Source organism: Rectinema subterraneum (assembly GCA_009768935.1).
GTDB lineage: Bacteria > Spirochaetota > Spirochaetia > Treponematales > Rectinemataceae > Rectinema > Rectinema subterraneum.
This window is the reverse complement of record WESA01000012.1, coordinates 1-24,615: the sequence shown is the minus strand read 5'-3', so window position 1 is coordinate 24,615 and position 24,615 is coordinate 1. Positions and strand designations below refer to the sequence as shown.

Below are 24,615 nucleotides of genomic sequence, written 5' to 3'. Positions count from 1 at the left end.
CATAATGTAACAATTTATACGAAAGCACGGTTTTTTTCATTTGTCAATGTTTAATTGAAAAAATTCGAATTATGCTAACATAGAGATAATACAGCTGTCATATCGCAATGCAGTAAAAAGTGAAAGCAAGCACTGCGGCCCGGAATGCAATCTACCAGGGAACCAACATGGCGATTCTAATTCAATACAGTTATCGATGAAATGAAAGTAATAGTCACTGCTCTCTGTCCTCTCTTATCAAGTCGACCGAATCAGGATAGCGGTCTCCATTGATGCCGAGTTTCGGCACTTTCTTGAGCGCTTTTTGTTGGCTTTCTTTTTCAGTTCCCCGTATTTTCCCAAACAACTCGTACATCAAAATCCCGCCCGCCACTGCAACATTGAGCGAATCGACGCCGCGTGCCATCGGGATAGATACTTCGCTGGTGCAGCGAGAGAGGACTTCCTGCGGCAGGCCATAACCTTCGTTGCCGAGGATGAGGATGAGAAAGCCGCCTTGCTGTGCAGCCCATACATCAAGCGACACTGCCTGTTCCGAAAGTGTAGCGCCGACTATTTCCGCTCCGCCTAGACGCAGCGTATCGAGAAGGGCAAGGTCCGCGCTCCAGAGCGGCACACTGAACGCATTTCCCATCGAAGCGCGGATGGCTTTTCGGTAATACGGGTTTGCGCAACCTGGGCCGAGCAAGATTCCTGAGGCGCCGAGCCCGGCAGCTGTCCGTATGAGTGCGCCGAGATTCGAGGGATCGGTGATGTCCCAGAGGCAAAGAAAGGCTTCTCTGGAGCGCTCATAAATTGTGCGGGCCACGCTGTCATCTGGCCGCGGCAAGCGCGCCATGCTCAGCATACTCGCCTGGCTGGCCGACAGCTCGTTCTGCGCCGCCTCGAACCGCCTAATCCGCGGCATTTCAGCGATTGCGATCGCGCCTCGATGGAATTTGAAATCGACAAAGGCGCAGAGGGCTTCGTGGTTCATGACGCGCACGGGAAAGGATGAGGCGCCGGTTTGCGGCTTTGAGCTGTTCTGCGCTGGGGTACGCGTTTGCGGCGCCGCACTACCCTGCACTACAGTCCGGTTTCGGGATTTTTCCTGCCAATATTCTTCTTCAGCTTCCGTACATACAAGCAAGCGCGGCACAACCCCCGCTTCAAGCGCCTTTTCTATAACAATGCGCCCTTCGAGAACAATAAGTCCGAGCGCAGCAAGATTCTTCTCCTTCAATTTCGAGAGCAGCTCGAGGTCGATTTCGGGGCGCATGTCGCCGGATTTCATGACTGCAGCTTGACCGCTGTCCAGCATCGCACCTTTCGCAGCGCGCTCGCTCTTCACTCAATCGTCTCCACCCGAATCATGTTCGTCGTGCCCTGATGCGCGAGCGGCAGGCCAGCTACAATCACCACGCGGTCACCACTTTTCAAAAGCCCTTTGCGCTTGCAAATCGAGATGGCTTCCGCGACGACTGCATCGAGGCGCGTTCCTTTTCCTGAATGGATAAAAGGCTCGACGCCCCAATTGAGCGCCATCTGGTGGTACAGGCGCTCGTTCGTCAGAAAGGCGTATATGGGCATTCTTGGGCGCAGACGCGAAAGCAAGCGCGCCGCATGGCCGGTTTCCGTGAGGACGATGAGAGCATTGGCGTCGCAGCGATAAGCAACCGAAACTGCGTTATACGACATTATTGCCGGTATGTCGCCGTTCTGCACTTCCGGCGGCACATCGTGGTGAAAATCGATATAATCGAACTCTTTTTCGACAGTCTCGACTACTGTGCGCATCATGCGAACGACCTGGACGGGATATTTGCCGATTGCGGTTTCCCCTGAAAGCATGACCGCGCTGGTGGAATCGAAACAAGCGTTTGCGACATCGGATACTTCTGCGCGGGTCGGCATAGGGTTTTCCATCATCGATTCCATCATCTGGGTCGCGGTGATGACTGGCTTTGCGGCAAGATAGCATTTGCGGATGATTTGCTTCTGGGCGATCGGCACATTTTCTATGGGCATTTCGACGCCCATGTCGCCGCGAGCCACCATTATGCCATCAGCTGCTCTGATAATCTCGTCAATGTTCTCGAGCCCTCGGGATGACTCGATTTTCGCGATCAATTTGATGTTCGTCGTTTTGCCTTGCGAAAGCGCGGTGCGCTGCACAAGACGCCGAACTTCCTCAACATCCGTCGCACAGCGAACAAAAGAAAGCGCGATATAATCGATATCCTTTTCGACCGCCCAGCTGATGTCATTGATATCTTTTTCGGAAAGAAATGGGATTGGATAATCGACGCCAGGAAGCGTGAGATGCGCTTTTGGCCGCAAGCCCCCTTCATTTTCCACCGCGACCACCACGGCTTTCGGCGCCTTCCTGACAACTTTTCCGCTGAAGTAGCCGTCCATCAAAATAACTTTCTGGCCTATTGCACAGATGCGATCGATATCCGGCAGATTGGTGTAGACATGCAGAGGCTTGGAAGAAACCAGTTTTTCGATTCCGGCAGGGTCTGCGCTCTCAATGGTGAGCTCTGTCCCCGGTTTCAGGGCAATTTCTTCCGCATAGCCATAAAGCCGCACGGCTGGGCCTTTAATATCCGCCATAATGGCTACTGGTCTATCGAGTGCTTTGCGCGCTTCGTGAATCATGGTTACATCGCGAGTGGCTTCTTCATATGTCTTGTGGGAAAAATTGAGCCTGAAGACATCGACGCCTTCGCGGATCAGGTCTTTAATTGTCGCAAGGCTTTCGCATGCCGGACCAATGGTCGCAACGATCTTTGTTCTCTTTTCCATACAGATGCTCCTTGAGGCACTCTGAGAATAGGCCTCAGACGACACCATCATACTTCAAAAAGGAACATCGTTTCGAGACCCGGCCAGAACCTCTTGCTTGTCAGAACAGCAGCTGCTTCAGCAACGTCGGCTCAAGCCTGAATGGTGAGCCCCGCCCCTGGCAAAAGTGGTGCGCCCTCAGCATATGAATCGAAAGTTCGCTGTAAATGAGCATGTCTTCGCCCTCGACGCACGCCTCGAGCGGAGTATCCGCAGGGCTCACCGACACTGCATTTTTATGAAAAAATCCATCTTCCCACGGGCAAGGGAGCATACCGCGCGCATCGCCTGATTGCACAAGGAGTTCCCCCACAGTGATGGGCTCGCCTAGGCCGGCTTCGCCTTTGTGGGCCAACTCTTCGAGTCTGTCAGCAACGTTATTGAAATCAAGCCCGAGCTCTTCAAAGGCTCTCTCGTCCTCTGCGATGATGCGGTCAGGGCTCCGTTCGTCGAATCCAAGAAAACCGGCGGCGGTGATTATGCCGGGCGCCATTCTTTCAAAAGCCTGTTTGTCGGCGGGTGACTGTTTCATCCAATCCTCCTTGGCTCAGGCGAATTTGTCATAATAAATCTTGTCCTCGGTGATGCCGTTTTTCTTCATCACATTGATGCAGGCGTTGATCATACCAGGGGACCCGCAGAGATAGCCTTCCCATCCTTTGTCGTTTTTGGGAATAACAGTCTGGAGATAGCGGTCGAGCACATCGGTGATGAGGCCGGTGTCGCCTGCCCAGTTCTCTTCGGGGCTTGGTTCGGAGAGTGCAGCTACCAGATGGAAGCGCGGCCACTTTGCCTGCAGTTCGCGCAGCTCTTCCAAGTAGAACATGTCCTTGCTCGTGCGGGCACCGAAGAAATACCAGATATCTTTCTCGGGGAAGGCGCTCGTTTCGTACAGGTTGTAGAAAATGCTCTTGAAGGGCGCCATGCCGGAGCCTCCTGCAACGCAGATCATCGCGGCGGGGGTATCGTGGACACGGAACTCGCCGAAGGGGCCGACAAGTTCGACCGCATCACCTTCCTTGAGGAATTTGTGAACCCATGTCGTCGCAATGCCGCCCGGCACCAGCCGGATGAGAAGCTCCACATGCTTCTTGTCAGAGGGCTTTGAGGACATAGAATACGCGCGCTGGGTTGACTCCTTGATGTCCCCATAGGGCGGGACAACGAGCTGAACATACTGGCCTGAAACAAAATCGATTTCGCCGGAATCGAGGGCAAAAAGCACTTCTTTGATATCATGGGTGACATCGCGGATTTTTTCGACGTGGGTTTTGTATTTCTTGATGCTGAATAGCTCGCGCGGCAGCTCGATTTCGATGTTCTTGCGCACTTTGACCTGGCAGGAGAGGCGCACATTATGCGCAATTTCATCGGGCGACATAAAAGGCAGCTCGGTCGGAAGGTGAGGCCCAACGTCCGAAATGACCTTGCATTTACAGGCACCGCAGGTGCCACGACCGCCGCATGCCGACGGCACAAAGATGTTCTCGGCGGCCAGCGTAGAGAGAAGCGGCGAGCCGCCCTTCACTTCGAGTTTTCTTTCGCCGCCGTTGATCGATATTTCAACGTCGCCATAGTTGTTGAGGGCTTTGTCGAGTACAGCAATGATAAGCGCGAGCACGGCCGAAATGCCAGCTACTGTCAGTGGACCAACCAGAATCGGACTCATGAGCGCCTCCTTCACTGCACCGCGATCATGCCGGAAAACCCGACAAATGCCATCGCCATAAAGCCAATGGTAATCAGCGTAATACCGGTTCCCTTCAACCCTGCAGGAATTGCGTTATTCGAATCGAGCTTTTTGCGGATCGACGCGAGCAACATGATAGCCAGCCACCAGCCCGCACCCGAGCCGAAACCGAATATCACCGCCTGCGGGAAACTGTACTTGCGGATTTGCATAAAAAGAATGACGCCGAGGACCGCGCAGTTGACAGTGATGAGCGGCAGGAAAATGCCAAGCGCCAAGTACAGAGCCGGCGAAAAGCGGTCGATAATCATCTCGAGCATCTGCACCACGCCCGCAATCACGATTATGAAAATAATAAATGAAAGATACTCGATGCCGAGCGGCTGTATGATAAAGTACAGCACGGCCCAGCACACCGCCGCCGTGATGCCGATCACAAGAGTCACCGCCACGCCCAGCCCCATCGAGCTCTTGAAATCCTTCGAAATCGAAATGAAGGAGCACGTGCCGAGGAAGTTCGCAAGGAGCACATTGCTCGTGAGTATGCTCGCCAGGAAAAGCGACAGTAATCCAACGCTTGGTGCATCGATCATGGCTTGCCTCCTTGTCCGGCTGGAGCGCCGGCTGCTCCAGGAGCAGCAGCCTTGGCTGCCGCCGCCACCTTCGCCTTGTAGTTGTTCGCAATCCACAGCGCGATCGCAACCAGGAAGAACGCACTCGGCGCCATCACCATGATGGTCCATGGAGTAAACCAATCGCCCACGAGTTTGAAGCCGAACAGACTGCCGAATCCGAAGAATTCGCGGACAATCGCTATCACAAGGAGAACCCAGCCATAGCCAAGCCCATTCGCAAGCCCGTCCAGAAACGCAAGCCCTGGAGGATTCGATGCCGCAAACGCCTCAGCGCGCCCCATCAGAATACAGTTTGTAATAATGAGGCCGACATAGGGCCCCAGCTGCTTGGATATCGCCGGCTGATACGCCCTCAGCACAATATCAATAATGATGACATAGAACGACAGCACAAGCACTTGCACAATCATGCGCACCTTGCGCGGGATGAGCTCGCGAAGCGCGCTCAGTGTCATGCTCCCCATGGATGTGGCGAAACTCACGCCCAGCACCATGATGAGTGTGTTACGAAGATTGTTGGTGACAGCCAGGGTCGAGCAGATACCCAGCACCTGCACAAATATGGGGTTATTGTACCAGAGGCCATCCCGCATCACCTTGCCGGCAGGGCTCACTTTTGCGGGGGCACTCGTTTTTCCTGTGTCACTCACAGCGTTCCTCCTATCTGGCGGGCGAGCGCCAACGAACGATTTACAAGCGCACGGACGAAATCGCTCGTGCGGCTTGCGCCGGTGATTGCATCGACGGTGCCATTGTTTGGATCGAAGTTGCCTTTGCCTGAGCCTTGCTCAAAGGCGATCGTACCATCGGGAAGCACTTTCTTTCCTTTGAACTGTGCCGAGAACCATGGTTCGGAAATGCGTCCGCCAAGGCCTGGCGTTTCCTGCTGATCGACAATCTCGAAGCCGCGCACGACGGTGCCTGCAGGGTCGGTTGCAAGCACTGCGGTGATCGGTCCCCAGAGGCCTGGCATAGTGAGTTTGACCGCAACATAAGTTTGGCCGTCGATGGTTGCGGTGTAGGCGGTTGCTTTTTCTACGCTTTTTTCGGTGACAAGCTGGGTGTATTTTGAATCGATTTCGCTCGATGGGGTTGTACTGTCAGCAAGCCCGAAGGCTTTCAGAACGGCGGTGCGCGACTCGAGCCTCTTATTCGCATTGACCCTGGCTAACGTGACCTGATTCGCAATCGCCAGAATGATCACAAAGGCGACGCACACCACAAAGGTGAACACTGCCGCGTAGATGACCGAATTCCTGTTCAGTTTCATCATGCGCCTCCTTCCGGCTTGGCAGGTGCCTTCGCCTGGGCAGGCGCCTTTTTGACCAGCGAATCAACCGCAATATCAATCAGGTTCGCAAAGGTGTTCCCGAAGAGAATCGCAAAACTCGTACCCTCGGGAAAAGCCGAGAAGGTGCGGATGAGCACTGCTGTCGCCCCGATCAGCGCGCCATACACATAGTGCGATTGCTGCCGTTTCGGAGCCGAGACAGGATCCGTCGCCATGAATACCGACATAAATAGGAAGGATCCCGCAAGAAGGCTTTCCATCGGCAGCGCTTTGGCTGCTCCCACGGCGAGCAGAATGAGATTTGTCACCGCGCCCCCTACCAGCGTCGACACGATGATTTTCCAGCTCGCGGTCTTCGTCAGAATGAGGTAAACACCCGCAAGCACGATGAGCAAGGTCATGCTTTCGCCGAGCGCGCCTGGCCTCAGCCCGAACACAAGGCTTGACAGCGGAACTTTCGCCCCTGCCCGCATCTGTGCAAGCGGCGTAGCCGACGAAAGCACATCGACAGCCCCAATACCAAAATTTCCAAACCCCGTATACGCCCTCGACAGCACTATCGCGAAGCTGATGTAGACGAACGCACGCCCCGCAATCGCGGGATTGAAGATATTCCGCCCGAAGCCGCCATACACACCTTTGGCCATCGCAACAGCAAAAATGATGCCCACCGCCAGAATCCAGAGCGGTGTTTTAGGCGGAAATGCGAGCGCAAACAGCGCACAGCTCACCAGTACCGCTTCGCTGACCTTTCCCTGGCGCTTTCGCTCGAACAGCCATTCGGTGGCGATGCCGCAGACAAAAACCACGACCGCAGCCGCGACAACCCGAAGCCCATACATCCAGATGGAAAACAGGTAAATCGGCGCCAGCGCTATGAGCACTTTGCGCATCATCGGTTGTTTGAGGAATTTGATCACGCGCCCCTCCTTCCGTCACTCATAATCGTAATGCATGGCAAACCGGAATTGTAGGGGCGCGCCGCGATTTTAGTGTGATTTTGAAATTATAGCGCAGGCCCGCGCTTTTGTGCCATTGCGGAGCAATTTTAAAATTGTAACGTGAGCGCCACAACCTGGAGCGGCTTTTTGGCGATTTTGATGCGGTTTTCAGCCTGAGCGGGCTCTTAGAAACCCTTATCGCGACATTCCTTGCATATTCCCGTCGCATAAAACGTGTGCGAGGTGACGGAAAGGCCCTTTTCCTTGCTCATCTGGTCAACGAGCGTATCGAAGCGGCAAAGCCCAAGGTCGGTAAAGCGATGGCAATGTTCGCAATGGAACCAGTGCCGATGCTCGCCGGCATGCACTACATAATAGCGCTCGGTCCCGTGTTCGCTACAGTGGAGAATGAATGAGTCAAGGCTGCCCTTTTCTTCCAGATAATGCAGCGCGCGGTAAATTGTTGCAGGGTCGTGCTCCTGCGCATAGCGTTCACAGAGCTGCCGGGCCGAGAGCGGCTCCTTTGCCCTGGAAATGCTTTCCAGAACATGCATTCGCGCTTTTGTCATATCATGCGCTCCCCTCCAGCCCAGTTTGCTGGTCCGCTTTGCGCTTGCTTCGCTTCGAGAGCATGTTCCCTATCGAAAAGGCCAGAAAGACCGCCCCCGACAGCAGAACAATCACCGCGCCCGCAGGCAGGTCAAACGTCCAGGACACAGCAAGACCGCTCACCGAAAACACCAGCGACAGAATCGTCGCATGTATCATCATTCCCGCAAGGTTGCGCGAAAAATAGCCAGCCGTTCCCGCAGGCAAGGTCAACATAGCAATCACCATGACAATCCCTACGAACGTTTGCAGCAGCACAATAGCAATCGCAATGATAAGCAGAAGACCAAGATATATCGCCGTCACCGGCACACCTTTGGTCGCCGCAAATTCCTCGTCGAACGAAGCTGCCTCGATATGCCGATAGTACCGTGCAACCAGCGCAATCACGATCACATTGAGCGCTGCGAGCAGGTACAAATCTCCGCTCGTGACAAGAAGGATATTGCCGAACAGATAGCTCATAGGGTCAGCATAGCCCGGCGTTTTGGCAAGAAACACCACACCGAGGCTCATGCCGATCGCCCATAGCGCATTGATCACTGTATCTTCGCGCTGTTTTGCCTTTAGCGACACCACACTGATAGTCAGTGCCGCCAAAATGGCGAACACCAGCGCGCCCAGCATCGGGCTTATCCATTTCGGCGCCCCGCGCGAGGCTAAAAACAGCGCAAGCCCGATGCCCCCCAGCACCGTATGCGAAATAGCTCCCGCCAGCCCCGCAATCCGCCGCACTGTTACCAAAGATCCCAGCACCCCGAACAGAAAAGCTGCCAAAACGCTCCCAATCAGCGCATTGCGCACAAAAGGGACGGCCGGGTTCAGTAGAGCCTGCAAAAAACCGCTCATTATTCTTTCCCCTCACAGCACGCATTGTCCGGCAGCTCGATATCGTGCCGGACACGGACGACTTCGCCGCCATAGAGCTCGGCAGGCGCATTGACCGCCCGTTCGATCGCATGCCGATGCACCGAATGTGGATGGTCTACATTCTGTCCGACACAGAGCACCGTATCTGCCAGCGCCGACACAAAATCCGAATCGTGGGTTGCAATGAGTACCGTTGTCGTGCCTTTTATGCGCGCAAGCGTTTCATAGAATTTTTTTTCGCTGTCCATATCCATGTTCGCGGTTGGCTCATCAAGTACCAAGAGCTTGGGATGCCCTACAAGCGCCCGCGCGACAAGCACTCTGCGCCTCTGTCCTCCCGACAACGCTGAAAATGGCCGCGCACGCAAGTCATGCACCTCAGCCTGGCGCAGCGCCCATTCGATTTCTTCTTTTTTCTGGTGCTTTGCAATGGGCGAGAGCCCCGAGAGCCTTCCCATACCGACGACTTCTTCGACCTGAATAGGAAAGGCGGGGTCGAACCCCGCGTGCTGGGGTACGTAGCCGATCGATTCAATCCGGCCGCGAGGCGGTGCGCCGAATACCAAAACTTTGCCGCGCGACGGCTCGAGAAGCCCCACAATCAGCTTGAGGAGCGTACTTTTGCCTGCCCCGTTCTTGCCTGTCAGCGCGACAAATTCTCCTCGATGAACATGGAACGAGACATCGTCGAATACTTCGATGTCCTTGAAGCGGAACGCGAGGTGCTGGCACCAAATTGCTACATTTTCCGGCAGGTGGGGGAGATGTTCCTCGGCGGCATTGATTGAGTCAGCGCATTCTGTTGCGCCCGCTGCGCTTGGAGCGGCCACTGCGCCCGCTGTGCTCGCCGCGGCCGTTTCAGCCGCCACTTTTGCAGCTACTGCACTGCCCATGCTACTTACCCCTTTGCCCCGCATTCAGCAAAGCCTGTCCCATGCGCCCTAGATTTGCAAGCCAATCCGAAGCTAGAGGATCGATCGGCACAACTGCAGCCCCGACAGCTTTCGCCACCGCTTGCGCTGCACTTTGCGAAAACTGTGCCTGCACAAAAATGGCTTTTGCCCTCTCTTTTTTTGCGAGCTCGACGAGTGCGGTGAGCTCTTTTTGTGTTGGTTCTTTGCCGCCAAGTTCAACCGCTTCCTGTGTAATATTGAACATATCCAGGAAATAGCCAAACGCGGGATGATACACAAACACCTTTGATCCGGCGAGCGGCGCGAGTTTTGTGCGCAGAGAATTATAAACCGCATCGATTTCTTTTAGATATGCATCGTAGTTTTTCTTGTAAACCTCTGTCCCCGCAGGATCCTTTGCAATCAAGGTATCGCGGATGAACGTGATTTCAGCCTTAGCCTGTTCGTAGCCGAGCCAGGTGTGCTGATCGCGATTCGTCAGGGCTGGGTCGAGCTGGCCGACGCTGGCTGGTTCGCCAGTCTCCTGTTCTCCGGGGCGCAAGGTCCGGAATTTGACATTCTTTGTCACATCGACAATCGAGAGCTTGGGGAACATGGCGCTCACTTTCGGCCTGAGCGAGTATTCGTATTCAACCGAGATGGTGAACCAGATATCAGCCTGTCCAAGCTCTGCCAATTGGCGCGGCGATGGCTCGAATGCGTGAGGACTCGACCCAGGCGGCAATACAAGAGTGATCGAAGCTCTGTCCCCCGCAATGCGCGAAACCCATTCCTGCATGGGTGGAATGCTTACCGCAATTTTGAGGGCAGGTTTTTTTGCTTGCGCGAACGAAGCGCCCGCCAGCCCCAACGCAAACAGAATAAAGAACAGCGCCCGAAGCATTCTTTTCATTATCATAGCTCCTTGTCTTGCATTTTGCTTCAGCGAAATTTGCAAATGACTTGCAAAATATATCCATGCCGGCCAAAAATTGCAAGTGATTTGCAAATTTGTATCCTGGCTCCCCCTGCGCCCAATTTTGCGTTATCTTATATTGTATAGTGAATAAGAACGAAGGAGGCTTCCATGGACGAACTCATGCAGGCAATCAAGAATGCCATGAAAAGCGAAATTGACAGCGTGACCATCTATTCAGAAGCCGCGCTCCGTGCCGAAGGCGATGTTGCGCAATTTTTTGCCTTGAGGGCTGATGAAGAAAAACGTCACTATAATTGGCTATTGAGTTACTATAAAGAATTGCTCGGCGGGCAGATGCCTTCCACCAACCTTGCTGCCGAGATCCAGACAGTCCAGCACCGAAGTCCCATCTTCAGCCAGGAATTCCTCACTCGTGTGGCATCCGATCGTCATGTCAGCGCTGCAGTATCAAGCGCCGTGTTGCTTGAATTGAATGCCACTCAGCACTACCAGAAAATGGCGGAACTCGCAAAGGAGCCTCACCTTAAAGCTTTTTTCAATTCCCTTTCTGAATGGGAGATGCGCCATTACGAAGAACTTTTGAAAATTCAGGAAGAATCGCGCCAATTCTGGTTCGAGGAGCAGCAGTTCGAGCCGTTTTGAGTCAGCGAGCCATTTTGAGTCGGAAGGGAATGGCGGGCGCGAGTAGTTTTGCGCGTCCGCAGCTTCGCGTCCGCGCCTGAATTTGCCTCGAGCACAAGGCATTGCGCTTGCTCGCCAGCAGTTTTAGGCGCACTCCTACTCTTTTACGCGCGCTTGTACCGATTCACGCTCTACAATTGTCGTGGAAAAGAGCTCGGCGCTCCCTTGCGCGCGCCCATGAGCAATCCAATCGCACACAAGGTCCGCGCTTTTTTTGCCCATCTCGAAAATCGGCTGGCGCACTGTCGTAAGGCCGGGCGTGGTAAACGCAGAAATATCGATGTCATCAAGACCTATCACGCTCACATCCTCCGGCACGCGAAGCCCGGCTTCATAGAGCGCCTTCATTGCGCCAATCGCAAGCTCGTCAGTCACCGCAAATACTGCACTCATGGGCTGTTTTCGCTTTATCAGGGTCAGCATGCTGGCACGCCCTGCTTCGGGATTGTACGATGCGGCCCGGATTATAAGCTCGGGATTTACCTGCAGGCCATGCGCAGCCAAAGCCTTTTTATAACCCGCTTCGCGCTGGCGCCCGAAACTGAAGTGCTCGCCGGTTATGAGCGCAATATTGCGATGCCCCTTCTGGAGCAAATAATTCACCGCAAGCGAAGCCGATGCCTCTTCTTCGACATGGACCGCGGGAAAGCCGAATTCGCTTTTCTCGAACGTACAGAGCGCGACCGGAAGTTCTCTTTCCTGTATATATTGATAAATGATGGGATTATCCAGCTCATGAATAAAAATGATACCATCGAGCGTTTCGCTTTTGAGCCGCCGCAAGAATGCCTGCTCGCTCGCTTCCGACCAGCGCAAAAAGAAAAACTGCGTCTTGTAGCCATGCTGCTCAAGAAAGAATTCCATCGACGCAAAGAGCTGGCGCTGGAACATATTGAACAGATAAGGAATTACGACACCGATTGTAAAACTTCTCTGGAGCACCATCGACCGCGCGACATGATTCTGCACGTAGCCCTGCTCTTTCACAATATCGAGAACGCGCTGGCGCACTTCTTCACGCACGTACTCGCGCTCGTTCAGCACCCGTGAAACCGTGGAAGGAGAAACACCCGCAAGCCGCGCGATATCCTTAATGCTTGTCATATAATGCTATCATAGCTTCTGAATAGATTTTCATCTAGGCTCTGTTTGAAGAAGGCCCCCTCCGTCGGCAGGATGAGCGCGCGGTAATCGGCAGTCCGCCGGCGGTCCGCCTTCATCAGTTCGCCCGCACCGTTGACGAAGAACGCGGGCAATTGCACAATAGCACATTATGCTCGTCGAAAAACGCTTTTTTCCGCTTTACATTGTGCTTTTTTGTGTATACACCCTGTTCGGCATTTCCATGACTGTCATCGGCGCTACCCTTCCAAAGATATTTGCTGATTTCGGCTGGTCATATACAACAGCCGGAGCAGTGATCGCTTTGGGCTCGGTCGGCTACTTCCTTTCAAGCTATGTCGCAGGCATTTTGCTCTCGGCGTTGGGATTTCGCCTAACAATCAGCTTTGCGCTGCTATTCATTTTTATCGGGCTCGAGTTTTTCGCTGCAACGCCGACGCCGTGGCTCAATATGCTGCTGTATTTTATCGTCGGTGTCGGGCAGGGAGGCATCGAGCTTGCAGTAGACTGGGGGACGCTCCGTATGGAAGGGCCTGGTGGCGGGCGAGCAATGAGCCTCATGCACGGCGCATTCTCCATTGGAGCCTTTGTCGGCCCGCTCATTATTGCAATTCTCATCAGCGCTCGGTTGCAATGGACACTGGTGTACCGAGGAATTGGTGTCCTTTTCTTTTTGATAGCAATCTTTTTGCAGTTCATGCCGCTTTCGGCGCTTGGACGGGACAGAGGTCATGCTCCCGGCAGCTCCAGGCGCGATTTGTTCAAGCATCCTGCATACTGGTTGGGATTTTTTGCGCTGTTTGTGTATGTGGGCGTCGAGCTGGGCATTTCGAACTGGATCGCGGAATATTTTGTGAGCGTGTTCAAAACGCCGATTCCGACAGGGTCGTTCATGGTTTCGCTGTTCTGGGCAGGCCTGCTTTTGGGGCGATTCGGATTGCCGGTCATTCAGCGAAGCATTACAAGAGAGAAGATACTCATTTCGCTTTCGGTGGTGATGGCAGTTTCTGTCATCGGGCTCGCAACGGTCGGTTTTTTGGGCACGGGAGCGCTGCTCAATGTTATTGCCGGCATGCTGGTTATGCTTTCCGGCTTCGGCTGCTCTATCATCTACCCGACTGTTATGAGCATTATCGGGGATTTCTTTCCCCACACCCAGAGCGAAGCTGTCGGTTTTGCAGCCATGGGCGGCGGCATGGGTGGATTCGCATTTCCCTATCTTATGTCGGGGATTTCTGCGGCATGGGGCATCCGGACTGGATTTTTGACATATGCGCTTTTTTCGCTCGTCATTGTTGCGCTGAATGTGTCGATCGTGCGCGCTGAGCACAATGGCGGTATAATAAAAAGCACATGAAACGAAGCCTGCGTGCGGCATTCTTTATAGCTGAGGATACCCTGTTTCTTTATTCCAAAAAAATTTCAAAATTCCATTTGACAGATTCAAAAACCTGAGCAATAATATCTTCACCGTATGCAAACGTTTTCAGAAAACGTTTGCAGGCTTGCGCGAATATTTGCTTCCCTTGCCCCATGCATCATGGGTGCGCGGCAAGCGCAGGCGGACCGGATTAAATTGAGAAAGGAACCGGTTAGAATTCATGAATAAAGTAAAAATCGGCATCGTCGGCCTTGGCCGGCTTGGGAAGCGCCATGCATACAATCTCGCGAATCTCGTTCCAGGAGCAGAGCTCATCGCGGCCTGCTCTCCAATCCGAGCCGAATGCGAGTGGGCGGGGACGGAGCTCGGCGTGCCTGAGCTCTATGCTTCTTTTGATGAAATGCTCGAGCAGGCCTCGCTCGACGCGGTTTGGATAGCCAGTTCCTCGACCTATCATGCGCAGCAGGCGCTCGCTGCTCTCGAGCGCGGGCTGCATGTGTTTGTCGAAAAGCCTATGGGGGTGACGCTCGAAGAATGTGCGGAGATTGAACGAGCCGTGCAAGCCCACTCCAATCAGGTGTTCCTCGTCGGATTCGTGCGTCGTTTCGATCCTTCATATCGGTATGCGAAAGATCTTATCGAAGCCGGCAAAATTGGCACACCCTTCCTTGTCCGCTCGCAGACCTGCGACCTCGATGAATATGCCGAGTTCCAGCTCGAATTTGTAAAGACCGGCGGCGGGATTTTTCTCGATATGAATGTACACGATATCGACCTGGCGCGTTGGTTTATCGGCTCCGAAATCGCTGAGGTGCACTCCGTAGGCGGCAGTTTTGTGCATCAAGGCTTTGCCACGCTTGGAGACGCGGACAACACCGTCTGCCTTGCCACCTTCAAAAACGGAGCCATCGCCGTGCTCTCCGCGAGCCGGACAGCCTTCCACGGCCACGACACCCACACCGAAATTGTCGGAACAAAGGGCATTCTCAAAATTGGCACCACCCCGCGCAAAAACCGCGTCGAAATTTTCGATTCTGCTGGAGCCCGCACCGATTGTGTGCGCGATTTCTACGAGCGCTTCGAAGAGGGCTTTATCACCGAAGCCCGCGAATTTGTTGCGTGTATCCGCGAAGGCCGCAAACCTGAAATAAGGCCCCAGGACGGTACCGCGGCCACCCGTGTCGGCATGGCGATGACCGAATCGTTTCGCAAGGGCACAGTAGTGAAATTGCAAATTTAAATTTTGGGGTCAGACCCCCAAATTTAAAACCAGCAGGCGTTGCCTGCTGAGAAAAATCAATGTTTTTGGAGGCACTATGAGTATCGGCAAAAAACTGATCCTGGCCGTCATTGCACTCACGCTTGTGGCAGGAACTGCATTCGCGCAGAAGACCTACCACATCGGTGTCACACTGTATGACCGCGATCAGTTCATCTCCTCGCTTGAGCAGGCAATTCTGGAAGCGGCGAAGAAGTATCCCAACGTCGTCGTCGATTCGCAGGATGCCAAGCAGGACGTGAACCAGCAGATGGCTCAGGTCGACGTTTTCGCAACAAAAAAATATGACGCAGTCATCGTCAACTTGATCAACACCGACACTGTCGAGACCATCATCCAGCGCGCAAGGGGCATCCCTGTCATTTTCGTCAACCGCCGCCCGCGCGATGCTGTCATCGATGGCGTCAAGACAGCCTATGTCGGCTCGCAGGAATACGATGCCGGCCGCATGCAGGGCGAATTCCTCGCCAAGTTCTTCAAGGGCAAAACCGAGCTTCGCTATGTGCTTTTCATGGGCCAACTCGGACTTGAAAACACCAATGAGCGCACCCGCGGTGTGAAGGAAACCCTCGAAAAAGCCGGCTTCAAGCTTGTTAAAGTGTATGAAGACACGGCAGAATGGGACCGCTGGAAAGCCATGAACCAGATGCAGCAACTGCTCGGCACCGGCAAACAGTTCGACGTGGTTATCTGCAACAATGACGAGATGGCGCTCGGCGCAATCGAAGCTATGAAAGCCCTCAAGATGGATCTCAAGAAGATCCCCGTCGTTGGCATCGATGCAACCCCGCCCGCAAAAGAAGCGGTAAAGAAGGGCGAAATGGCCATGACCGTGTTCCAGAACGCCAAAGCACAGGGCGCAGTAGCCCTCGATTTCGCGCTCAAGGCAGCTCAAGGCCAGAAGATCGAAAAATTCGGCTGGGTACCGTTCGAACCTGTGACGATTGAAAACGTTGCAAAGTACTGAGCGGTCACATTGATTGAGGCGGAGCCCCGGAGCCTGTGGCCGAGGGGCATTCCGCCTTCCCTTATCTGGAGCAGCAATGGAAGACTACATTCTGGAAATGAAAGGAATTGTGCGGACATTTCCAGGAGTCCGTGCATTGAACGGCGTTGATTTGCAGGTCAAAACTGGCCGGGTCCATGGCCTTATGGGCGAAAATGGCGCAGGCAAGTCAACCCTCATGAAGTGCCTTGTGGGCATTAACCCTCCCGATTCTGGAGAAATCTGGCTGCGAGGAAAGAAAGTAACGATTCCCAACCCTTATACTGCGCTAAAGCTTGGTATTGCAATGATTTATCAGGAGCTAAACCCTGTGCTCGAGCGCAGCGTCATGGAGAATATCTGGCTTGGCAGAGAGCCTATGATGCGGGGCGCTGCCGGCTTTCTTGTCGATCATAAAGCGATGTACGAGCAGACCAGGCAGCTTCTTAGCGAGCTCGAAATCGATATAGACCCGAAAATCAAGGTTAAAGAACTTTCTGTCGCAAAAATGCAGATGATCGAAATTGCCAAGGCAATTTCGTATAACGCGGATATTGTCATTATGGATGAGCCGACTTCCGCGCTCACTCCTAATGAAGTCAAGCATCTTTTCGATATGATCCGCAAGCTCAAGGAACGCAATGTTGCGGTCATCTATATCACCCACAAAATGGAAGAAATTTTCCAGATCGCGGATGAGGTCACTGTGCTCCGCGACGGGAATCACATAATTACCGAACCAATCGAGAAAATGACAATCGATTCGCTTATCTCCGCTATGGTTGGGCGGCGGCTCACCGAGATGTTCCCGAAAATGGAGAGCAAGATTGGCGATGTGAAAATGTCGGTGCGCCATCTCGAAGTTCCAGGCCTTTTACATGATATTTCTTTTGATCTGCGCAAGGGTGAGATTCTAGGAGTGGCAGGTCTAGTAGGAGCCGGACGCACTGAATTGATGGAAGCTCTCTTTGGCCTGCGACAAAGAAGCGCCGGCGAGATTCTCATCGATGGCAAGAAAACAGATATCCGAACCCCTGCAGACGCGATCAAAGCCGGAATCGGATTTTTGACCGAAGACCGAAGACTCAACGGAATAATTCCTGTCCTTTCCGTCAAAATCAACACCATTGTCGCCAACCTTGCACATTATACAAAGTTTGGCGTATTTCTCAACCATAAAAAGATTTCTAAAGATTGCGAAGAATACAAGGAACGGCTCAAAATCCGCACGCCATCGCTCGAAGCGCTCATCCAGAACCTCTCGGGCGGCAACCAGCAGAAGGTTCTCGTTGCACGCTGGCTGCTCACCAATCCGGAAATCCTCATACTGGACGAACCAACACGAGGCATCGATGTCGGCGCAAAGGCCGAAATCCATACCATCATCACAAAACTCGCCTGCGAAGGCAAATCGATTATCATGGTCAGCTCGGAGATGCCGGAAATTCTTGGCATGAGCGACAGGATTCTGGTAGTAAGCCGCGGCCAGATCACCGCAGTACTCGACCGCAAGGAAGCTGACCAGGAAACTATCATGCGGTACGCCGCAGCAAAGTACAATAATAATCAAGTAGCCTGAAGGAGAATGTCATGGCACAACAGAGCGATGTCGGAAAATTCATAAATAGATACGCGATTTTCATTGTTCTTGTCGTGATGATTGTCGTATTGTCATTCCTTTCGCCTTCTTTTCTTACGGCGCAAAACCTCATCAATGTACTAATTACGGAATCGGGGCGAGGCATTTTGGCTATCGGGGTGGCCTTTACCATTATTTCGAGAGGCATCGACCTGTCAGTCGGCTCGATTGTATCGCTGACTTCTGTTATTGCGGCGAGCCTTGTGCAGGAGCCGAGTTATTCAGCGCGAATATTCCCCAATCTGCCGCTGTTGCCGCCTATTGTCGCGGTAATCGCAGGCTTGTCGGCAGGTACAATCGTGGGAATCACCAATGGGGCGCTCATTGCTTACACCGCAATCCCTCCTTTTATCGCAACGCTCGGCTCGATGATTATCGCGCGCGGATTGGCGCTTATTCTGACCAATGCATACCCCGTGCCCATGTTGCGCCCCGAATTCAAGATTATCGGTCAGGGACTTCTCGGCCCGATTCCGTATGTCGTTATTGTTTTCGCGCTGGTCGCACTGATTGCCTATGTCATTCTCAGCCATACGCGGTTTGGAAAGAATGTATATGCAATCGGCGGGAACGTGAATGCCGCCCGCACCTCCGGTATCAAGGTCAGCAAGAACCTGATAGCGATCTACGCTGTCTCCGGGTTCTGCGCTTCGATCGCCGGTATTCTGATCACTGCGAGAGCTGCTTCGGGCATTGCAACGCTCGGCAACAACTATGAGCTCGACGCGATCGCTGCAGCGACAATAGGCGGTACAAGCCATACGGGCGGCATTGGAACGGTGCCCGGCATTATTGCAGGTATTCTCATTTTAGGAATACTGAATAATGGGCTCTTGCTTTTGGGCATTTCGCCGTATTTGCAGCAGGTTATCAAGGGCGTGATTATTGTTTCGGCGGTAGTATTCGATATGCGCAAGAATGCGCGGCAGAAATGAGAGGCGCAGACAGGGCTGAAGTGCAGCCAGCCTCAGATTTGTTTGTGTGAAAAGGAGATAATAATATGATAGAAACAAGGCGATTCGCGCTGAATCGAATTGCGGCGCCGGCGCTGAGACTGGCAGAATTTTTCGGGCTGGCAGCTGAGCTGGGGCTTTCCGCGGTTGAACTGCGCAACGACATCAGGGACGGAGCAGTAACCAACGGGCTCAAGGCCTCCGAAGTTGTGCAGCTGGCCAGAGAGGCTGGCGTCCGGATTATCACGATAAATGCTCTGCAGCAGTTCAATCTGCCGAGTGCGCGCGCCAAAGCGCTCGATGAGCTCGATTCGCTGCTTGCACTCTGCAAGGAAATCGAATGCCCTGCGCTTGTGCTTTGTCCCAATAATCGCGCCGACGATGCGCGATCGCCAGAGCAGAAATATCACGACACTGTCGAAGCGCTGAACACCTATGCGCCCCTTTTCAGCGCGGCGGGCGTACTCGGGTATGTCGAGCCGCTTGGCTTTAGCATTTCCTCGCTTGCATCTGCGGAAGTGGCCCTGAAGGCAATACACGAAAGCGGCGCTTCCTGCTATCGTGTGCTCGTCGATACATTCCATAGTTATCTTGGCCCCGATTCTCCGGCGATGTTCGATGATCCAGCGGTTATCCAAAAGATCGGGCTCGTCCATGTATCGGGCGTCGAGGCATCGATACCGAAATCGCAATTTTCGGATGCGCATCGCGTGCTGCCAGGCCCCGCTGATGTCATGAACAGCGCCGCCCTCATGGCCAGGCTCGAAAAGGCTGGATATCGCGGCATGTATTCGTTTGAACCATTCTCGGCGGAAGTTCAGGCGCTCGGCGCGAAAGAACTCGCTTCTGCGTTACGGGCAAGCATCGAATATCTCTCGCACGCGTAAAGAATTCGTTATCAGGAGGAAAAGATATGTCAGACAAGATTACAGTCGGTGTCATCGGCGCAGGCCGAATCGGAAAGATTCATGTTTCGAATATTGTGTACTATATGCCTGAAGCGAGAGTCAAAACTGTCGCGGATGCGAACCTCACGCCTGAAATCGAAGCATGGGCAAAAAGCCTCGGTATCCCGCATGTCACAAAAGATGCCGAAGAAATGCTGCGCGATCCGGAGATTTCCGTGGTGCTCATATGCTCTTCGACCGACACCCACGCGGATTACATCATCAAAGCCGCACACGCAGGCAAGCACATTTTCTGCGAAAAACCGGTCGACCTTACGATCGCAAAAGTCAAAGCCGCCCTCGCCGCGGTCAAAGAAGCAGGCGTCCGCCTCCAGATCGGTTTCAACCGTCGCTTTGACCACAACTTTGCCCATATTCGCGAGCTCGCAAAGTCCGGCGCGCTCGGTCAAGTACAGCTCGTTAAAATAACTTCGCGCGACCCAGCGCCGCCTCCTTTGGCCTATGTCAAAGTATCGGGCGGCATTTTTCTCGACATGACCATCCACGATTTCGACATGGCGCGTTTCCAGGCGGGGAGCGAAGTCGAAGAAGTGTTTGCAAGCGGTGCAGTTCTCGTCGATCCCGAAATCGGCAAAGCCGGCGACGTCGACACCGCCATCATCACGCTCAAATTCGCCAACGGTGCGCTCGGCGTCATCGATAATTCGCGCAAAGCTGTCTATGGCTACGACCAGCGCGTCGAAGTGTTCGGTTCGGGCGGCTGCGCAGCCACCGAGAACGATACGCCATCGCAGGTACGCCTGAGCGACGGAAGCGGTGTCCATGGCGACAAGCCGCTCTATTTCTTCCTCGAGCGCTACCGCGATGCCTTCATTGCCGAAATGAGAGCCTTTTTCGAGGCGATCAAAACTGGCAGCGAGACTCCGGTTACTGGAAACGATGGGCTCATGAACCTTGCCATCGGACTTGCAGCAAAGAAGTCGCTCGCGGAGCATCGCCCGGTAAAAGTCTCCGAAGTGCTGTGAGGAGCATATGGTACTACATCATTCGGGCGATTATGCAGAAGGCTATGAGCTTTTAGTCCTTCGATCTGGAGATCGAGCACATATGCTCATGGATTTTGCATCGCTCAGCCTTCAAAAAGGCACTTCATGGCGATCCAATGCGAACGACGAGCGCGCGTTCCTGCTTGCCGAAGGCATGGTCGAGTTTTTGGTGAGCACAAAAGTCGAATGGGTCGGCTCGAGCGAAGACTGGATTCCAGATTTGAAATCTATCTACATCGAATCGCTGGCTGAAGGAGGCACCAGAATCCGCGCCTCTCGCACAAGCCTTCTCGAGGAGAATCCGATAGTTTTGCATTTGCCGGCGGGGACAGAGGTTGAAATCCAGGCGCTTTCGGAGCGCGCAGTACTCTATGTGTCGGCGACATCAAATGACGCCCGGTTTGCTCCGCGCCTGTATTTGCCGTTCGAGTGCCAGACCGAATTTCGCAACGAGGGGACTCTGCAGGAAACAAGTACTCGTATCGTGCGCACGGTCTTCAACAAAACCAATGCACCATGGTCGAACCTTGTGCTGGGCGAGGTTGTCAATCAGCCTGGGCGCTGGTCAAGCTATCCGCCTCACCACCATCCTCAACCAGAAATCTATCACTACCGATTCTATCCGGAGCAAGGCTTTGGCATGACCGCATTGGGGACAGAGGCGTATCTAGTGCGCAATCGGGATACCCTGCTCATCACCGACAGTAAAGATCATCCGCAGGTCGCAGCTCCGGGATATGCCATGTGGTATCTGTGGGTAATCCGCCATCTGGACGGAAACCCCTATATCTCGCCCGAGTTCAACCCGGATCATGTGTGGGTCGACAAGCCCGGAGCTCAGATTTGGGAGATGCGTCGCGAACGACAATAAACAGGAGCGCAGCAATGCGCGCGTTTTTCAGGGGAAATCTTATAGGCATGCCACGATAGATGGCGTGCTGAGAAAAGAGGAATCATTATGGAAACAATTCGAATGACCGTAGGTCAGGCGATTGTGAGGTTTCTCGACAACCAGTACATCGAATTCGATGGAAAGGTCGAGAAATTCGTCGGCGGTGTAATCGGGATTTTCGGGCATGGGGTGGTGGTAGGGCTCGGGGAAGCACTTGCTGCTCCCGGTCACAACCTCCCCTTCATTCAGGCTAAGAATGAACAAGGCGCAGGCCACGTGGCCATTGGCTATGCGAAGCAGAACAACCGGCGAAAAATCATGGCCGTCACCAGCTCAATCGGCCCGGGAGCCCTCAACATGGTCACCGCAGCTGGCACCGCAACCGTGAACCATATCCCTGTGCTTTTTCTGCCCGGCGATGTCTTTGCCGACCGCCAGCCAGACCCCGTGCTGCAACAGCTCGAGGTACCGCACGATGCTACCATCAGCGCAAACGACGCATTCCGTCCCGTAAGCCGCTATTTCGACCGCATTACCCGGCCAGAGCAGATTATGACTGCGCTCATCCATGCGATGAGTGTGCTCACCGACCCCGCACAGGGGGGCGCGGTGACCATTGCGCTTCCTCAGGATGTGCAAGGCGTGGCATACGACTACCCTGTCGAGCTTTTCGACCAGCGAATCCACCATATCGAGCGACGGCCGCCGACAAGTACCCAAGTCGCGCGCATTGTTTCGTTGATCAAGAGCGCAGAAAAGCCTTATGTGATCTGCGGCGGCGGCGTGCGGTATTCCGAAGCCGGCCGGGCCCTCGCCGATTTCTGCAAAAAATTCGACATTCCCTTAGGGGAGACGCAGGCAGGCAAAGGCTCTGTCCCCTGGGATCACCCATGCAATCTTTCTGGTATCGGAGTAACCGGGAGTCTCGCCGCAAACCGCCTCGCCAAGGAAGCAGACCTTATCATTGGTGTGGGTACCCGATTCGGCGACTTCACCACCTGCTCCAAGTGGCTCTTCCAGAACCCGAAGGCGCGCTTTGTATCGATCAATGTGGCCCCCTTCGATGCGAACAAGATGAACGCCGAGCCTATCATCGCCGACGCAAAACTCACCTTGCTGGCTATGAGCCGGGCCCTGGGCGCAGCCGACTATAAAGCCCGATGGGGCGACAAAATTGCCCGCGCCCGCGAAGAATGGGCGCGCGAAGTCGATTCACTCTACACGCAAGAAGATCCCATGGGCTTGAGCCAGATCCGCGTCATCGGCGAGCTCAACGACGTGCTTTTGCCGAAGAATGCCATTGTCGTCTCCGGCTCGGGCTCGATTCCGAGCGATATGCAGCGCACCTGGCGTACTCGCGTTCCCGGTACCTACCACATGGAATACGGTTTCTCATGCATGGGTTACGAAATCGCCGCAAGCCTCGGGGCCAAACTCGCCATGCCCGAGCGCGAATGTGTGGCAATTGTCGGGGACGGAGCATACACCATGCTCCACACTGAGCTGCTCACCGCCGTGCAGGAAGGCCGCAAAATCATCGTTGTCGTGTGCGACAACTCGGGCTTTCAGTGCATCGACAATCTTCAGCACAGCCAGGGAATTGCTCATTTTGGCAACGAGTGGCGAAAGCGCGACCCGAAAACCGGCCTCCTTGCCGGCGAGCAGGTTCAGGTTGACTTTGCGAAGAACGCCGAAAGCTGGGGTGCGCTGGGACTTCGCGCGCGCACGGTAGAAGAATTCCGCAAAGCAGTCCGCCGCGCGCTCAGAGCAAAAGGCCCCGTCGTGATCCATGCCCGCGTCTCACCCAAATCCATGACCCACGGTTATGAATCCTGGTGGCGTGTGGGAACCGCGGAAGTATCGGACAACCCCGAGGTCGTGCGTGCTGCAGAGGAGATGAAGGCCGAGCTTGCAAAAGCGCGCAAATTCTAATGGGTATCGGAAGCGCGCTTGCCAAAAGGGTACGCTCGCCTAGCGCTGAGTCATAGGCTCAAGCAGCGCACGCTCTGCTCGCTCGCTCCATGCGCGCGGCATCCATTCAATCGAGGAGGATACACTATGGAAAAGAACATTCGACTGGCGATCGCGCCAATAGGCTGGACGAACGATGACATGCCCGAGCTTGGCGGCGAAATCCCGTTCGAGCAGTGCGTTTCAGAAATGGCGCTTGCAGGGTTCGAGGGCAGCGAGGTCGGCAACAAATACCCCCGCGATCCGGAAGTGCTCAACAAGGCGCTTAAGCTGCGCGGTCTTACGATCTGCAATGCCTGGTTTTCTTCTTTTCTGACGACCAAGCCACTCAAGGAAGTCGAGCGCGATTTTGTCCAGCAGTGCGATTTTCTGTATGCAGTCGGCGCGCGCGTGATTGGCGCGGCAGAACAAGGGAATTCCATACAGGGCAAGCCCTTGCCTATATTCGATGCAAAACCCCGGTTCACCAAAGATGAATGGAAGCGCGTTACCGAAGGCCTCAACCATCTTGGCGCAATCGCCAAGCAAAAAGGCATGCGGCTTGTCTACCATCACCACATGGGGACAGGGGTACAGACAACAGAGGAAATCGACCGCTTTATGGAAATGACCGACCCTGACCTTGTCGGCCTTTTGTACGATACTGGGCACCTTGTGTTTTCGGGCGAAGACCATCTTGCAGTGCTGAAAAAATATCTAAAGCGAATTTGGCATGTGCATCTCAAGAATGTGCGCTTTGATGTCGTCGAGCGGGCAAAGCGCGAAAAATGGAGTTTCCTGCAGGCAGTCCGCAACGGCGCGTTTACAGTGCCCGGGGACGGAGGTCTGGATTTTGCGCCGGTTTTCGAGATATTGAAAAATGCCGGCTATAAAGGCTGGTGGGTTGTGGAGGCCGAGCAGGACCCGGCGCTTGCCAATCCGCTTGAATATGCGATAAAGGCGCGACAATATATCCGGGAAAAGGCGGGGATCTAAGAGGAGGTTTTTATGGCAAAAGTGAAAGTTGGCGTAGCAGGATATGGCGTCATTGGTCAGCGATTGGCAGATGGTGTGGCGTTGCAGG

General features: G+C 54.1%; 24 protein-coding genes. 11 read left to right on the top strand and 13 right to left on the bottom strand.

What is annotated here, in order from left to right:
- Window positions 1-214 precede the first annotated feature (214 nt).
- The 12 genes from GAP13_RS04890 to GAP13_RS04835 all read right to left on the bottom strand — a co-directional run bounded on the left by GAP13_RS04890 (window position 215) and on the right by GAP13_RS04835 (window position 10,668).
- Window positions 215-1,330 carry a TrmH family RNA methyltransferase gene (locus GAP13_RS04890; RefSeq protein ID WP_158906772.1) on the bottom strand — a complete coding sequence of 372 codons (1,116 nt, stop codon included), beginning with the start codon at window positions 1,328-1,330 and terminating at the stop codon, window positions 215-217.
- Window positions 1,327-2,787 carry a pyruvate kinase gene (pyk, locus tag GAP13_RS04885; RefSeq protein ID WP_158906770.1) on the bottom strand — a complete coding sequence of 487 codons (1,461 nt, stop codon included), beginning with the start codon at window positions 2,785-2,787 and terminating at the stop codon, window positions 1,327-1,329. The genes GAP13_RS04890 and pyk overlap by 4 nt, the downstream gene beginning before the upstream one ends.
- A gap of 100 nt (window positions 2,788-2,887) precedes the next feature.
- Window positions 2,888-3,358, bottom strand: a complete 471-nt coding sequence (locus tag GAP13_RS04880) for a hypothetical protein (RefSeq protein WP_158906769.1) — start codon at window positions 3,356-3,358, stop codon at window positions 2,888-2,890.
- A gap of 15 nt (window positions 3,359-3,373) precedes the next feature.
- On the bottom strand, window positions 3,374-4,495 hold the full coding sequence (locus GAP13_RS04875) for an NADH:ubiquinone reductase (Na(+)-transporting) subunit F (protein ID WP_158906768.1): 1,122 nt from the start codon (window positions 4,493-4,495) through the stop codon (window positions 3,374-3,376).
- 11 nt (window positions 4,496-4,506) lie between these two features.
- Window positions 4,507-5,109 (bottom strand): electron transport complex protein RnfA, encoded by a 603-nt coding sequence (locus tag GAP13_RS04870; RefSeq protein WP_158906767.1) that lies wholly within the window; start codon window positions 5,107-5,109, stop codon window positions 4,507-4,509.
- Window positions 5,106-5,801: an NADH:ubiquinone reductase (Na(+)-transporting) subunit D gene (locus tag GAP13_RS04865; RefSeq protein WP_306769193.1), complete on the bottom strand. Its 696-nt coding sequence runs from the start codon at window positions 5,799-5,801 to the stop codon at window positions 5,106-5,108. The genes GAP13_RS04870 and GAP13_RS04865 overlap by 4 nt, the downstream gene beginning before the upstream one ends.
- Complete coding sequence (locus GAP13_RS04860) at window positions 5,798-6,424, bottom strand: FMN-binding protein (protein WP_222126150.1); 627 nt, start codon at window positions 6,422-6,424, stop codon at window positions 5,798-5,800. The genes GAP13_RS04865 and GAP13_RS04860 overlap by 4 nt, the downstream gene beginning before the upstream one ends.
- The gene (locus GAP13_RS04855; RefSeq protein WP_241864291.1) at window positions 6,421-7,362 is read right to left on the bottom strand and encodes an RnfABCDGE type electron transport complex subunit D; all 942 of its coding nucleotides are present in this window, start codon (window positions 7,360-7,362) and stop codon (window positions 6,421-6,423) included. Before GAP13_RS04855 ends, GAP13_RS04860 begins: the two co-directional genes overlap by 4 nt.
- 206 nt (window positions 7,363-7,568) lie before the next feature.
- Window positions 7,569-7,952 carry a Fur family transcriptional regulator gene (locus tag GAP13_RS04850; protein ID WP_158906765.1) on the bottom strand — a complete coding sequence of 128 codons (384 nt, stop codon included), beginning with the start codon at window positions 7,950-7,952 and terminating at the stop codon, window positions 7,569-7,571.
- Between the two features lies 1 nt (window position 7,953).
- Window positions 7,954-8,841: a metal ABC transporter permease gene (locus GAP13_RS04845; protein WP_158906764.1), complete on the bottom strand. Its 888-nt coding sequence runs from the start codon at window positions 8,839-8,841 to the stop codon at window positions 7,954-7,956.
- Complete coding sequence (locus tag GAP13_RS04840; protein WP_158906762.1) at window positions 8,841-9,755, bottom strand: metal ABC transporter ATP-binding protein; 915 nt, start codon at window positions 9,753-9,755, stop codon at window positions 8,841-8,843. The genes GAP13_RS04845 and GAP13_RS04840 overlap by 1 nt, the downstream gene beginning before the upstream one ends.
- A 1-nt stretch (window position 9,756) precedes the next feature.
- Window positions 9,757-10,668: a metal ABC transporter solute-binding protein, Zn/Mn family gene (locus GAP13_RS04835; protein ID WP_158906760.1), complete on the bottom strand. Its 912-nt coding sequence runs from the start codon at window positions 10,666-10,668 to the stop codon at window positions 9,757-9,759.
- Between the two features lie 174 nt (window positions 10,669-10,842).
- Between GAP13_RS04835 and GAP13_RS04830 the strand changes: the two genes are divergently transcribed.
- Complete coding sequence (locus GAP13_RS04830) at window positions 10,843-11,337, top strand: ferritin family protein (protein WP_158906758.1); 495 nt, start codon at window positions 10,843-10,845, stop codon at window positions 11,335-11,337.
- 135 nt (window positions 11,338-11,472) lie between these two features.
- Here the strand turns inward: GAP13_RS04830 and GAP13_RS04825 are convergent, their stop codons facing one another.
- Complete coding sequence (locus GAP13_RS04825; RefSeq protein WP_158906756.1) at window positions 11,473-12,480, bottom strand: LacI family DNA-binding transcriptional regulator; 1,008 nt, start codon at window positions 12,478-12,480, stop codon at window positions 11,473-11,475.
- A gap of 169 nt (window positions 12,481-12,649) precedes the next feature.
- On the opposite strand from GAP13_RS04825, the gene GAP13_RS04820 reads away from it, so the two are divergent.
- The 10 genes from GAP13_RS04820 (at window position 12,650) to iolE (ending at window position 24,527) form a co-directional block, all read left to right on the top strand.
- Window positions 12,650-13,855 carry an MFS transporter gene (locus tag GAP13_RS04820; RefSeq protein ID WP_158906754.1) on the top strand — a complete coding sequence of 402 codons (1,206 nt, stop codon included), beginning with the start codon at window positions 12,650-12,652 and terminating at the stop codon, window positions 13,853-13,855.
- Window positions 13,856-14,099: 244 nt separating this feature from the next.
- Entirely contained in the window at window positions 14,100-15,119 is a 1,020-nt protein-coding gene (locus tag GAP13_RS04815; protein WP_158906752.1) for a Gfo/Idh/MocA family protein, read from the top strand.
- A 76-nt stretch (window positions 15,120-15,195) separates the two neighbouring features.
- On the top strand, window positions 15,196-16,125 hold the full coding sequence (locus tag GAP13_RS04810; RefSeq protein ID WP_158906750.1) for a substrate-binding domain-containing protein: 930 nt from the start codon (window positions 15,196-15,198) through the stop codon (window positions 16,123-16,125).
- A gap of 76 nt (window positions 16,126-16,201) precedes the next feature.
- Window positions 16,202-17,722, top strand: coding sequence for a sugar ABC transporter ATP-binding protein (locus tag GAP13_RS04805; protein WP_158906748.1), 1,521 nt, complete (start codon window positions 16,202-16,204; stop codon window positions 17,720-17,722).
- Between the two features lie 11 nt (window positions 17,723-17,733).
- Window positions 17,734-18,717, top strand: coding sequence for an ABC transporter permease subunit (locus tag GAP13_RS04800; protein ID WP_158906746.1), 984 nt, complete (start codon window positions 17,734-17,736; stop codon window positions 18,715-18,717).
- 65 nt (window positions 18,718-18,782) lie between these two features.
- Window positions 18,783-19,622, top strand: coding sequence for a TIM barrel protein (locus GAP13_RS04795; protein ID WP_158906744.1), 840 nt, complete (start codon window positions 18,783-18,785; stop codon window positions 19,620-19,622).
- Window positions 19,623-19,648: 26 nt separating this feature from the next.
- Window positions 19,649-20,668 carry an inositol 2-dehydrogenase gene (gene iolG / locus GAP13_RS04790; RefSeq protein WP_158906742.1) on the top strand — a complete coding sequence of 340 codons (1,020 nt, stop codon included), beginning with the start codon at window positions 19,649-19,651 and terminating at the stop codon, window positions 20,666-20,668.
- A 7-nt stretch (window positions 20,669-20,675) separates the two neighbouring features.
- Window positions 20,676-21,560 (top strand): 5-deoxy-glucuronate isomerase, encoded by an 885-nt coding sequence (locus GAP13_RS04785; protein WP_158906740.1) that lies wholly within the window; start codon window positions 20,676-20,678, stop codon window positions 21,558-21,560.
- An 87-nt stretch (window positions 21,561-21,647) separates the two neighbouring features.
- Window positions 21,648-23,513, top strand: coding sequence for a 3D-(3,5/4)-trihydroxycyclohexane-1,2-dione acylhydrolase (decyclizing) (gene iolD, locus GAP13_RS04780; RefSeq protein ID WP_158906738.1), 1,866 nt, complete (start codon window positions 21,648-21,650; stop codon window positions 23,511-23,513).
- Window positions 23,514-23,639: 126 nt separating this feature from the next.
- Window positions 23,640-24,527, top strand: a complete 888-nt coding sequence (gene iolE / locus GAP13_RS04775; RefSeq protein WP_158906736.1) for a myo-inosose-2 dehydratase — start codon at window positions 23,640-23,642, stop codon at window positions 24,525-24,527.
- The last annotated feature ends 88 nt before the right edge of the window (window positions 24,528-24,615 follow it).